The 13,379-nt window shown below is 61.6% G+C and carries 9 protein-coding genes; all 9 read left to right on the top strand.

Annotation, left to right across the window (positions count from 1 at the left end):
- Positions 1–85: 85 nt before the first annotated feature.
- The 9 genes from CAF76_RS03335 (at position 86) to CAF76_RS03295 (ending at position 13,377) form a co-directional block, all read left to right on the top strand.
- Positions 86–3,010 (top strand): TonB-dependent receptor, encoded by a 2,925-nt coding sequence (locus tag CAF76_RS03335; RefSeq protein WP_085646811.1) that lies wholly within the window; start codon positions 86–88, stop codon positions 3,008–3,010.
- Positions 3,011–3,279: 269 nt separating this feature from the next.
- Entirely contained in the window at positions 3,280–3,756 is a 477-nt protein-coding gene (locus CAF76_RS03330) for an antitoxin Xre/MbcA/ParS toxin-binding domain-containing protein (protein WP_172829488.1), read from the top strand.
- Entirely contained in the window at positions 3,753–4,256 is a 504-nt protein-coding gene (locus CAF76_RS03325; protein ID WP_064597057.1) for an RES family NAD+ phosphorylase, read from the top strand. Before CAF76_RS03330 ends, CAF76_RS03325 begins: the two co-directional genes overlap by 4 nt.
- Positions 4,257–4,373: 117 nt before the next feature.
- Positions 4,374–7,028 (top strand): TonB-dependent receptor, encoded by a 2,655-nt coding sequence (locus CAF76_RS03320; protein ID WP_085646810.1) that lies wholly within the window; start codon positions 4,374–4,376, stop codon positions 7,026–7,028.
- Between the two features lie 227 nt (positions 7,029–7,255).
- Positions 7,256–9,106, top strand: coding sequence for an extracellular solute-binding protein (locus CAF76_RS03315; RefSeq protein ID WP_085646809.1), 1,851 nt, complete (start codon positions 7,256–7,258; stop codon positions 9,104–9,106).
- Positions 9,093–10,157 (top strand): microcin C ABC transporter permease YejB, encoded by a 1,065-nt coding sequence (locus tag CAF76_RS03310; RefSeq protein WP_085646808.1) that lies wholly within the window; start codon positions 9,093–9,095, stop codon positions 10,155–10,157. Before CAF76_RS03315 ends, CAF76_RS03310 begins: the two co-directional genes overlap by 14 nt.
- On the top strand, positions 10,157–11,179 hold the full coding sequence (locus CAF76_RS03305; protein WP_085646807.1) for an ABC transporter permease: 1,023 nt from the start codon (positions 10,157–10,159) through the stop codon (positions 11,177–11,179). Before CAF76_RS03310 ends, CAF76_RS03305 begins: the two co-directional genes overlap by 1 nt.
- 1 nt (position 11,180) lies before the next feature.
- On the top strand, positions 11,181–12,815 hold the full coding sequence (locus tag CAF76_RS03300; RefSeq protein WP_085646806.1) for an ABC transporter ATP-binding protein: 1,635 nt from the start codon (positions 11,181–11,183) through the stop codon (positions 12,813–12,815).
- A 34-nt stretch (positions 12,816–12,849) separates the two neighbouring features.
- The gene (locus CAF76_RS03295) at positions 12,850–13,377 is read left to right on the top strand and encodes a PAAR domain-containing protein (RefSeq protein WP_064381302.1); all 528 of its coding nucleotides are present in this window, start codon (positions 12,850–12,852) and stop codon (positions 13,375–13,377) included.
- Positions 13,378–13,379: the final 2 nt, after the last annotated feature.

Here is a 13,379-nt window from a genome sequence, read left to right as displayed (position 1 = left end):
AACTTCCCGGTCTATCCGCGACCCTATAAAAAGCGCCGGCCCGCTGCTCATTCCCTGCAGACGCCTTCAACAGGGAAGCCCCTCGATGTTCTCATTCAAACAACAACAATTGTCCCGCCTGACGCTGGCCATCGTGCTGGCGACGGGCATGGTTCCGGTCGCCGTTCAGGCACAAGACGCCGCCGCTCAGGTCTTTACCTTCGACATTGCCGCCGGGGCCCTCGACGAGGTGCTGCTGGACATCTCGCGCCAGACCGGCGTGCCGATTTCCTTCAGTCAGAATCTGGTTCAGGGCAAACGCAGCAGTGCGGTGCGCGGCGCATTGGGTGGCCGCCAGGCGGTTGAGAAGGCCTTGATCGGCAGCGGCCTGCAAGTCGAGCAGGGCAGCCAGGGCCTGAGCATTCGCCCGGCCGATACGCCGAGTGCCGCGCCGGCCAAGGCCGCTGCCGTGGCACCCGCCAGCACTGCCGATTACCGCATGGAAAAAGTCACCGTCACCGGCTCGCGCATTGCCCGCGCCCAGAGCGATGGTGCGACCCCGGTCAACGTCATCACCCACGAAGAGATGGAAGCGCGCGGCTACAAGAATGTCTACGACGCCCTCGCCACGCAAACCCAGAACACCGGCATGACCCAGGGCGAAGACTACGGCAACACCTGGCAACCGGCGGCCAGCGCCCTCAACCTGCGCGGCCTCGGCCCCAACCACACGCTGGTGCTGATCAACGGCCGACGGGTCGCCGATTACCCGACGCCGTATGACGGCAAGGTCAACTTCACCAACCTGGCGAACATTCCGTCGGCGATCATCGACCGCATCGAAGTGCTCAGCAGCGGCGCCTCGGCGATCTATGGTTCGGACGCGATTGCCGGGGTGGTAAACATCATCCTCAAAGACAAAATGAATGGCGTCGACGTCAATCTCAAGGGCGGCACCAGCGAGCGCGGCGGCGGTGACAACCAGCGCTTGCAGATCAGCGGCGGCGGCAGCTGGGGCGACTTCGACGGGCTGTTCGGGCTCGAACTGACCAATCGCGATCCGATCTGGGCCGATGATCGCGGCTTCATGCAGAGCGGGCCGCTGGCGGATGTCGGCTACCGTCGCGACCTGACCAACAACCGCTATCTGGGACCCGGCTGTGGCGCGTATCAGGGCACGTTCGACAACAAGCTGTTCAACAGCGGCGGGCGCTGCCGCACCGACCAGATTTACAACGATTACTGGACGGTGCAGACGCAAAAGGAAAACTACGACGGCTACACCCGTGGCACCTGGCATTTCAGCGACAGCGGGCAGGTTTTCGCCGATCTGATGTACGGCCTCGATCACATCCAGAACAACACACGCGGCCCGAGCTTCACCTCGCCGGATTTCATCAACCAGAACAGCGGCAATCTGGAGCGTTGGTATCGACGCTTCGGCGAAGAGGAAATCGGTGGGCGCACCAGCAACAACAGCAAGTGGCGCGATACCTCATGGACCGGCACCCTGGGTCTCTCGGACAAGATCGCCGACACCGGGTGGAACTATGAACTGGCGGCCAACCGATCCGAGTACAAAAGTGTGCGCACCACCCGTTACACGCCGCTGTCGTCGATCCAGGATTTCTACCTCGGCCCGCAACTGGGCACCCGTGGCGGTTACCCGGTGTTCGCGCCGGATGCCTCGCGCCTCGACCGGCCACTGACGCAGCAGGAATGGGAGCAGTTTCGCGGCAACCTGACGCAGAGCAGCAAGTCGGTTTCCACCAGTTACAACGCGTCGGTCAACGGCGAGTTGTTTGACCTGCCCGCCGGTCCGGTGGGATTCGCCGGGGTGCTGGAGGCGGGCAAGCAGGAATACCGCATCGACCCGGATGACAGCCTAAACGACGGCAGTTTCTACGGCGTGACTCCTGCGCAAAGCTCCGGCGGCTCGCGCAAGCGTTACGCGGCCGGTGGCGAGTTCAGCATTCCAGTCACCGACACGGTGCTGGCGACAGCGGCAGGGCGCTGGGACCAATACAAATTCAGCGGCCGCACCGAGCAACAGAAGACCTACAACCTCGGCCTGGAATGGCGGCCGGTAACCAGCCTGTTGGTGCGCGGCAGCTACGGCACCAGTTTCCGCGCCCCGGACCTGAACTACATCTATCAGTCCGACAGCAACGGTTACTACCCGGCGCAGATCGACTATTACGGTTGCAGCCAGGGCGTGGAGGGCGCCTGTGATCGCGGGCGGGTCGATTACACCCAGAGCGGCACGGCGGATCTGGAATCCGAACGCGGCAAATCCTGGACCTACGGTTTCGTCTGGTCGCCGTCGCGCAATTTCGATTTTTCCACCGATTTCTGGCGGGTAGAGATCGATGACCTGTTGACCACCGTCGACGAAAACCGCCTGTTGCAGCAAGAGAACGAATGCCGCAATGGCACCCAGGACATCAACTCGGCCAACTGCCAGTCGACCCTGGCGCGCGTCGATCGCAATCCCGGCAACGCCGCCGTAGATCCCAATCAGTTGCAACGGGTACGCGTGAACGCGATCAACGCCGCCAGCGAACGGGTCAGCGGCCTGGACTTCAAAAGCAACATCCGCTGGGGCGCCGGGCAGTACGGCGCGTTCAGTTCGGCGCTGGGCTACACCCTGGTGCTCTCGCATTACTACAAGGAATCGGACGAGGCGCCGACCCAGGACTGGCGCACTTCGCGCACCAACTACGACTGGCGCAGCAAGGTCAACGCCAGCCTGACCTGGGATTACCAAAAGGCCACGGCAACGCTGATGGGGATTCGTTACGGCTCGGTCACCAATGGTGCGGGCGACGGGCGTCTGTCGCCGTGGACGGTGTTCAACGCCAGTGCGCGGTACAAGCTCAACGACCGGGCAAGCGTCGGGCTGACCGTGAACAACGTGCTCAATCAGGTCAAGCATGACGACTCGGCGGGATGGCCGTATTACCCCACCGGCAACTACGACCCGTACGGGCGCCAGTGGTGGCTGGATGTGAGTTATCACTTCGGCAGTTGAGGACGGAATAATGCCCGGCAGCGTCCTACGGAAGTTGCCGGGCTTTGGGCGAAAACGGGGATATTTCCGACGACTTTTTAAGGTTGGCCGTCGGAAGCGGGGCCTATAGCATCGGTCGTGACATGAAGTCACTGACCGGCCTGGAGACTCGGGCCCCTGACATTGGATGGATTATGCGAATCCCACATCTCGAGCACGAAAACTCTACTTATTCCCCTCGTGATTCCTGGCGCCACGATCACGCCAGATGCCCTATGGAGGGTGTTCCGATGCCCCAAGCGAAAGCACCCCGGTTTACGGGGCTGAAGAAGGTCGAGGGGAAGCCTGTTGAGGTGTTGCTGAACGGCCGGATATGGGACAGAGACACCATGCACATTGTTGGTTACGCGCGGGAAGGTTTTGATCTGCGGGACGTTGTGAACATGATTTCAACATCCGAGCTCTACCGGGAAAGCGAGCTTGTGCAGCTCATCACCGGAAAGTCCGTCAGAACCGTGCGGCGCTTGCTGAATAGTGGCGAGCCGACGCGAATGAGCCGACAGCAGAGCATGATCGCTTTTCAGTATGCGCACGCTCTTGAGTCCGCTATCGAGGTGTTCCACGATCAGCCGAGCGCCGAGGAGTGGATGAGCAAGGCGACCAAATGGTTAAACGGTTACAGACCCGTTGCATTGATTGAAAGCTCACTGGGGTATCAATCGGTCATTGCTTATCTGCACCGGATTAAATACGGGGTTTATCAATGAACCCGCTGCCTTGGGACGACCGCTGGTATGCGTGGCGTTTGGACCCTGAGCTTTACCGGTGCACATGGGACAGCGGCATCGGTTCAGAACTGCAGGGCGGTCGATGGAACCGGCCCGGCCGCCGTGTCGTTTATGCTTCGATCGATCCATCTACAGCCATTCTGGAGGTGGCCGCTCACGGGAGTTTCAACGCACTTGATAGAAGTCCCTATGTGCTGACGTGCTTTGAGGTGGTCAGTGAGGCGCTTGTGAAAATCGTGCAACCCGAGGAGCTGCCCAACCCCTACTGGATGAGTCCCGCACAGGCCTCGCCCAACCAGCAGGATTTTGCCGACGCGTTGCTCGCCGAGCACCCGTTTGTACTGATTCCATCGGCAGCCACCCGGCACTCGTGGAATTTGCTGGTGAGCTGCGATTTGGCAGAGGGGCAATTCAGGATGGTCTCGCAAGAGCGATTCGGGCTGGATACGCGATTGCTCAAGGACGCGGAACTGGTATGAGAAATCACGCGCGTCTTTTTGCATAACCTCAGCACCCAACGGTCTAAATCGCGCCCTATAAAACCCTGTCTGCCATCGCACATCCCTGCATAAACCAAAACGCAGGGATGGCTGTTCATGATCCATTTTTCACCCGTTAAATCCCCTTTGAGCCTGGCCTTGCTGCTGGCGATCAACACGTTGCCGGCCGTCGCTGCCGACAGCACGGCAAACGAACCGACCACCCAACTGCAACGGGTCGAAGTCACCGGCACCGCGATCCGCCGGGTCGATGCCGAAACCGCCGTGCCGGTCACCATCCTGCGGGTCGAGGAGTTGCAGAGGCAGGGCGTGACCACCACTGAAGAGCTGGTCAACCGCATCTCGGCCAACCAGTCTTCGGTGGGCTCCGGGCGCTCGGTGGGGTCGAGCAGCGGCGGGGCGTCCTACGCCGACCTGCGGGGCATTGGCCCGAACAAAACCCTGGTGCTGCTCAACGGTCGGCGTCTGAGCAACAATGCGACCAATGCGATCAATGGCTCTGGCGTCGACCTCAACACTATCCCGTTCGCCGCCATCGACCGGGTGGAAGTGCTGCGCGACGGTGCTTCGGCGCTGTACGGCACCGATGCCATCGGCGGGGTGATCAACTTCATCACCAAGACCAGCCTCACCGAAGGCCAGATCAGCACCAGCTACGACACGCCGACCCATTCTGGCGGCGGCGAAAGTCGCAATTTCAGCGGCAGTTGGGGTTTTGGCGATTTACAGGACGATCGCTTCAACGTTTTCGGCGTGGTGAGTTACGACAAGCAGAATCGCCTGGCCGCCGATGATCGTGGCTACACCTATAACTACCAGCCAGGGCGCGGTCTGGATTACACCTCCGGCACGGCATCGCCCGCCAACTGGAGCCAGGGCAGCAATGCCACCAACCCGCTGGCCGGTTCCGGTTGCAATGCGCCGGGGCTGTTGTCACGCAACGGCATCTGCCGCCAGAGCCTGTGGAACTACCTTGATCTGGTGCCGGAAACCGAGAAGACCTCGGCCTTCGCCAAGGCCACCGGCAAGCTGTCGGACGATCACAACGTCAGCCTCGAATACTTCTGGGCGCGCAACGAAAACCGTACCCAGATCGGGCCCGGCACTTTGATGGGCAATCAGGTCAACCCTGGCACGGCGTTCTATCCGGGGAACGGCATTACGCCCGGACCGAGCGGTTTTGCTTTGGACCCGACGCAACCGGTGGACGTGAACTGGCGTGAGACCGCCGTCGGTGCGCGTCAGCATGAGGACGACAACACCGGTCAGCGCCTGCTGTTGAGCTTCGACGGCACCCTGGTCGGGTGGGATTACAACCTCGGCGCGTCGTACAACCAGAACAAAGTGGTCAACACGATTCGCAGCGGTTATGTGAACGACCGTGCCGTGAGCCAGGGCATCGCCAACGGTGTGATCAACCCGTTCGGCCCGCAGACCGCCGCCGGTTCGGCACTACTGGCAGCCAACGAGGTAGAAGGCGATTACGCGGCCGCAGTGGGCCGGGTCAAGGCGATTGACGGGCGTGTCAGCCGCGAGATCGGCGACTGGTTCGGTGCAGGGCCTTCGGCACTGGCGCTGGGCGGCGAGTATCGCAAGGAAGATTTTCATCAGGATTTCGCTGCGTTTGCCGGCGACGTGCAGAGCCTGGGTGTTGATCCCAACGGCAGCGTACAAGGGGATCGCAGCGTCTCGGCGCAGTACGCCGAGGTCAACGTGCCGGTGCTCGACAGCCTGGAACTGTCCGCCGCCGTGCGCCACGACAAGTACAGCGACTTCGGCAGCACCACTAACCCGAAATACTCGTTCCGCTTCCAGCCGTTCAAGGAACTGGTGGTGCGCGGCGCCTACAGCGAAGGTTTCCGTGCGCCATCGCTGTACGAGTTGTACAACCCGACGTTTACTTCGTTCACCAACGCCAACTACAACGACCCGCGCCTGTGCGCTGGAGGCAACCCGAGCAACGGCGGCATTGCCAACCGCGACTGCGCCCAGCAGTTCAATCGCACCTCCGGCGGCAACACCGACCTGAGCCCGGAGACCGCGCGCAACGTCACCCTCGGTTTCGTATATCAGCCGTTTGATCGCCTGACCACCGGCCTGGATTTCTGGTGGATCGACATCGCCAACCAGATCGCCGAGTTCCCCGAATCGGCGGTGTTCGAGAATCCGGAGCTGTACCCGGAGCGCCTGATCCGCAAGCCCGACGGTTCCATCGACCACATCGTCACCGGGCTGGCCAACCTCGGCAAGATCAAGACCAACGGCGTCGACGTGAGTTTCGACTATCGCCTGCCGAGCACGCCGTACGGTGATTTCGGCATCGGTCTGCAAGGCACTTACGTGACCCGTTATGACTATCAGCAGCAGCTCAAGGGTGACTACATCGACAAGCTCGGCGATTTTCGCGGCGGCGACTTTGCCTCGGCCGGCGCCGTGGCCCGTTGGCGTCACAGCCTGACCGGCAGCTGGAACTACGGCCCGCTCGGCGCAAGCCTGACCAACCGCTACACCAGTGGTTACCACGACTCGGATCGCGAGACTCACGATTACGTCGGTTCGTACAACGTCTGGGACGTGGCCGGCACCTACACATGGCGCAAGACCCTGGCGGTGACCCTCGGGGTGAAAAACCTGTTCGACCGCGAGCCGCCGTTCAGCAACCAGACCTACACGTTCCAGAGCGGCTACGACCCGAAATACGGCGACCCGTTTGGCCGCACGCTGTACACGCGGGTCAATTACAAGTTCTGAAAATGATCGGTCGTGGCGGGTTTTAGTCACTTATCGTTCTAAACCCCGCCCTATAAAAAATGCCTGCCTGCTGCACATCCCAGGTAGGCAGGAGGTGTGGTGACTGCTTTGGCCCTATCGCGAGCGGGCTCGCTTCCACAGGTGTTTTGTGTTCATTGCGAACCATTGTGGGAGCGAGCCTGCTCGCGATGGGGCCATCGAGGCGCCCAATTATCAGGATCTTGCCGATGCTCTCCAGACTCATGCTTTTCAGCATCTTCGTGTTGTCGAGCCCGCTCAGTTTCGCCGCGCCCCAGCACGCCCTCACGGTCTACGGCGAAGCCCCGAAATACGCCCCGGACTTCCATCATCTGGCCTACGCCAACCCCGACGCGCCCAAGGGTGGAACCTTGCGCCGCTCTTCGCTGGAGAGTGGTCCGTTCGATCACCTGATTCCCTACATGGACAAAGGCACCGGCGTCGCCGACATCGACGGTTGGCTCTACGCGCCGCTGGCCTATCGCAGCAAGGACGAGCCTTATAGCGTCTACGGTCTGGTGGCGCAGCAGATGGAGCTGGACGCGGACCGGCGCTGGCTGCGCTTTTACCTCAACCCCAAGGCCCGGTTCGAGGACGGCACGCCGATCACCGCCGAAGACGTGCGCTACACCTTCGAGTTGTTCACCACTCAGGGCAGCCTCAAATATCGCCAGCAGTTTCGCGATGTCGCCGAGGTGCAGGTCGAGTCGCCGACTCAGGTGCGTTTCGTGTTCAAGAACAACGAGAGCCGTACCTTGCCGCTGGATCTGGCGACGTTGCCGGTGCTGCCCGAGCATTGGTGGCGCACGCGCAATTTCGCCGATGGCGCAGGTTTCGAGATTCCGCCGGGCAGCGGGCCGTACAAGGTCAGCGCGGTGGATGCCGGACGCAGCGTGAAATTCCAGCGGATCAAGGACTGGTGGGCCAGGGATCTGCCGATCACGCGCGGGCTCTATAACTTCGATCAGTTGAGCGTGGAGTTTTTTGCCGACACCGACGTGTCGCGACAAGTGCTCAAGGCCGGCGGCTTCGATTACAACCGCGAGTTCTCCGCCACCAGTTACACCATCGGTTATGCCGGGGCGGCGCTGGAACAGGGCAAGTTGCTGCGCGAACACCTCGCACCCGGCGCCGCGCAAGGTGCCCAAGGCTTTGTGTTCAATCTGCAGAAGCCGATGTTTCAGGATCGTCGGGTGCGGCAGGCGATTGCCATGCTCTGGGATTTCGAATGGAGCAACCGGCAGATGATGCGCAGCATGTACCTGCGCCAGCGCAGCTTCTTTTCCCACAGTGCGTTGTCGGCCACCGAACTGCCGGATGCCGAAGAACTGAAAATCCTCGAACCGTGGCGCGGCAAGATTCCCGATGAAGTCTTCAGTCAAGTGTTCGAAGCGTCGCGCACCGACGGCAGCGGCAACATCCGCGCGCAACAGTTGCAGGCATTGAAACTGCTGGAGGCCGCCGGTTGGAAACCCCGTGGCGATCAATTGGTGAATGCCGCCGGCGAGCCGTTGCAGTTCACCTTTCTCAACGGCCAAAAGGGTTTCGAGCGCCTGCTGCTGCCGTTCAAGCGCAACCTGGCGCAGATCGGCATCGGCTTCGATATCCGTCAGGTCGACACCGCGCAATACACCAACCGCGTGCGCAGCCGCGACTACGACATGATCGTCGTCGGTTACCCGGTGAGTCAGGCACCGGGGCGCGAGCTGTTCAACTACTTCGGCTCCGACGGCGCCGATGATCCAGGCTCGAACAACTACATGGTGCTGCGCGACCCGGCGGTGGATGCGCTGCTTGAAGGCGTGGTGCAGGCTGACAATCGCGAGAGCCTTCTGCGCCACGCCCATGCTCTGGATCGGGTGTTGCAGTGGGGCTACTACTGGATTCCCAACTATTACCCGCCGGGGATTTCCACGGTCTGGTGGAACCGCTTCGGTCGCCCGGCAATTGCGCCGTTGTACGACGCCGGACTCGACACCTGGTGGGAAATCAGCCCGACCGCGCTGACCTCGACGCAGATGCAGCAACAGCACAAGGAGTACGCCCATGTGGGGTTATAGCCTGCGGCGTCTGCTGCTGATCGTGCCGACCTTGCTGGCGATTCTGCTGGTGAACTTCGTGATTGTGCAGGCCGCGCCCGGTGGCCCGGTCGAGCAGGCCATCGCCCGATTGCAGGGGATCGGTGTCGGTGCGGCGTTGGGTGCCAGCCATGTCGAAAGCATTGGCGGCGAGTCCCGCGCGACTCGGGGCCTGGATCCGAAACTGGTGGCCGAGATCGAGCGGCAGTATGGCTTCGACAAAAGCGCTGGCGAGCGCTTGTGGCTGATGCTCAAGAGCTACGCGCAACTGGACTTCGGCAAGAGCTTCTTCCGTGGCGCGACGGTGACCGAACTGATCTGGCAGAAGCTGCCGGTGACCCTGTCGCTGGGTTTGTGGGCGACGCTGATCACCTATCTGGTGTCGATCCCGCTGGGGATTCGCAAGGCGGTGCACAACGGTTCGGCGTTCGATGTCTGGAGCAGCGCGGCGATCATCATCGGCTACGCCATGCCGGGGTTTCTGTTTGCGCTGCTGCTGATCGTGGTGTTCGCCGGCGGTACGGCGCTGGACTGGTTTCCGGTGCGCGGGCTGGTCTCCGACAACTTCGCCGAGCTGTCGCTGTGGGGCAAGGTTGCCGATTACTTCTGGCATCTGGTGTTGCCGGTCAGTGCGCTGGTGATCGGCGGTTTCGCGACGCTGACGATCCTGACCAAGAACAGCTTTCTCAATGAAATCTCGCGGCTGTACGTGGTCACGGCCCGGGCCAAGGGCTTGAGTGAACGACAGGTGTTGTACGGGCACGTGTTTCGCAACGCGATGTTGCTGGTGGTGGCCGGATTGCCTCAGGCATTGGTCACGGTGTTTTTCGGCGGCTCGCTCTTGATCGAAGTGATCTTCTCCCTCGACGGTCTCGGCCGCCTGAGCTACGAAGCCGCAGTGTCGCGGGATTACCCGGTGGTGTTCGGTTCGCTGTTCATCTTCACCCTGTTCGGGCTCTTGATAAAACTGCTGGGCGACCTGTGTTACACGCTGGTCGATCCGCGCATCGACTTCACCGCGAGGACTGCCTGATGCCGACGCTTTCTCCCATCGGACAGCGCCGTTGGGCGCGGTTCAAGGCCCATCGACGCGGCTGGTGGTCGTTGTGGCTGTTTCTCGCGCTGTTCGGCCTGAGCCTGGGCGGCGAACTGGTCGCCAATGACAAACCGTTGCTGGTGACGTATCAGGGCGAGTGGTATTTCCCGGCGTTCAAGCGCTACACCGAGCAGGATTTCGGCGGCGAGCTGCCGTTCCAGCCCGACTACCGCAGCGCGCAGGTGCGTGAACTGATCGAGGGGCAGGGCGGACGGATGTGGTTTGCGCCGATCCCGTTCGGTTTCGACACGGCCAACTACGACCTCACTGAACCGGCCCCGAGCCCGCCCACCGCTGAAAACTGGCTGGGCACCGACGATCAGGCGCGGGACGTGCTGGCGCGGGTGATATTCGGCACGCGGGTCTCGCTGTTGTTCGCCCTGGCGTTGACGGCGGTGAGCGCGTTGATCGGTATCGCCGCCGGTGCCTTGCAGGGCTATTACGGTGGTTGGGTCGACTTGCTCGGGCAGCGTCTGCTGGAGGTCTGGTCGGGGCTGCCGGTGCTCTATCTGCTGATCATTCTGTCGGGCTTCGTCGAGCCGAACTTCTGGTGGTTGCTGGGGATCATGGCCCTGTTTTCGTGGCTGAGTCTGGTGGACGTGGTGCGCGCCGAGTTCCTGCGCAGTCGGGGGCTCGAGTACGTGAAAGCGGCGCGGGCGCTGGGTGTCGGCGATGCACAGGTGATCGTGCGGCACATTCTGCCTAACGCCATGAGTGCGACGTTGACGTATCTGCCGTTCATTCTGACCGGAGCGATTGCGACGTTGTCGGCGCTGGATTTTCTCGGCTTCGGCATGCCCGCCGGCAGCGCTTCGCTGGGCGAGTTGATCGGTCAGGGCAAAAACAATCTGCAAGCACCGTGGTTAGGGCTGACGGCATTTTTTGCCCTGGCACTGATTCTTTCTCTACTCGTATTCATCGGCGAAGCCTGCCGTGATGCCTTCGACCCCAGGACTTGATATGCGTGAACATCTGATCGAAATACGCGACTTGCGGGTGGCGTTCAACGGGCAGGAAGTGGTGCACGGCATCGACCTCGACATTTGCCCGGGCGAATGTCTGGCGCTGGTGGGCGAGTCGGGCTCCGGTAAGTCGGTGACGGCCCACAGCATCCTGCAACTGCTGGACCCGGGCATCACGCAGATAGACGGCAGCATCCGTTATGGCGGCGAAGAATTGCTGGGGGTGCACGAGCGCTATCTGCGGCAACTGCGCGGCAACCGCATCGCGATGATTTTTCAGGAGCCGATGAGTTCTCTAAATCCGTTGCACAACATCGAGCGGCAACTCGGCGAAAGCCTGGCGCTGCACAAAGGCCTGGCGGGCGAGGCGGCGCGCAAACGGATTCTGGAACTGTTGGAACTGGTCGGCATTCAACGACCGCGCGAGCGGCTGAAGGCGTATCCGCATCAACTCTCCGGCGGGCAGCGGCAGCGGGTGATGATCGCCATGGCGCTGGCGTGCGAACCGCAGTTGCTGATCGCCGATGAGCCGACCACAGCCCTCGATGTCACGGTGCAACGCAAGATTCTGTTGCTGCTCAAGGAGCTGCAACAGCGGCTGGGCATGGCGCTGCTGATCATCAGTCACGACCTGAATCTGGTGCGCACCATCGCCCAGCGGGTGGCGGTGATGCGTGCAGGCGAAATCGTCGAACAGGCGAGCTGCGAGCAGTTGTTCCGTGCGCCGCAACATCCCTACAGCATCGAATTGCTCAACGCCGAACCCGGCGGTGCGGCACTGTGTCGTGATGCGGCGGAGGATTTGCTCGAGGTTCGCGATCTGAATGTGCGCTTTCCGCTGGGTGGCGGATGGCTGCGGGCCAAGACTTATCTGCACGCGGTCAATGGCATCGATCTGAACCTGCAACGGGGCAAGACCCTGGGCATCGTTGGCGAATCAGGCTCGGGTAAATCCACACTGGGTCAGGCGATCCTGCGCCTGATCGACGCCGACGGCAGCATCCGCTTCAAGGGTGAGGCGCTTGAACGACTGAGCGGCAAGCAATTGCGTCCGCTGCGCAAACGCCTGCAAGTGGTGTTTCAGGACCCGTTCGGCAGCCTGAGTCCGCGCTTGTGTGTGGAGCAGATCATTGCCGAAGGTTTGCAGGTGCACAGCGACTTGAATGCGCAGGCGCGCGAGCAGGCTGTGATCAATGTACTGAAGGAGGTCGGGCTCGATCCGGCGACGCGTCATCGCTATCCCCACGAGTTTTCCGGCGGGCAACGGCAACGCATCGCCATCGCCCGGGCGCTGGTGCTCAAGCCGGATCTGATCCTGCTGGATGAGCCGACGTCGGCGCTGGATCGCACGGTGCAGAAGCAGATCGTTGCGCTGTTGCGCCGGTTGCAGGAGGAATACGGTCTGACCTATCTGTTCATCAGCCACGACCTGGCGGTGGTGCGCGCGCTGGCCCACGATCTGATCGTGATGAAGGATGGCGAGGTGGTGGAACGTGGCGAAACGGCCGGGTTATTCCATTCGGCCCGGCACCCGTATACGCGGGAGCTGCTGGCGTCGTCGTTTGTGACACCGGTCACGGCAGAAACGGGCAGCCAGGAGGGCAGACTTTCACCCACGGAGCAGATCCGGTAAATTTCCCGGCTCCGCTCATACAAGGATGTAGATGATGGCAAAACCTGCCGCGCGCCTCAGCGATCTCAATGCCTGCCCGATCACTGGACACAGTACCAACCCCAGCACCAGCGGTTCACCCAATGTGAACATCAATGGCATGCCTGTGCTGCGAGTCGGTGATACCACCGCCTGCGGTGATTCCGTCACCGAGGGCATCGGCAACATCCTGATCAACGGCAAGCCAATCGCCTTCCTCGGCAGCGCCACAGCCCATGGCGGAATGATCATTACCGGCTCCGGCGACGTTTTTGTCGGCACGCAGGTGGGCGAGGCTCCCTTCACCCCGATCGTTACAGTGCCTAAACATAGCGAACGCTTCCAGTTGGTGGACGAGAACACCGGCGATGCCATTCCCGATATGCTTTATTGCATCGAAACCGGTGATGGCCAGCGTTTGGTCGGCCACACCGATAACCACGGCAATGCCGCGCGAGTGTTTACCGCCAATCCGACCTCCATAACCGTGCAATGGGGCAAGGAAGCAGCTGCGCATCTGGATGCTTTGGGTATCGATTACTAAGG

Origin of the sequence: Pseudomonas sp. B40(2017) (assembly GCF_002112855.1) — a bacterium.
GTDB classification, from domain to species: Bacteria; Pseudomonadota; Gammaproteobacteria; order Pseudomonadales; family Pseudomonadaceae; genus Aquipseudomonas; species Aquipseudomonas pharyngis.
This window is presented reverse-complemented; position numbering and strand designations above follow the sequence as displayed.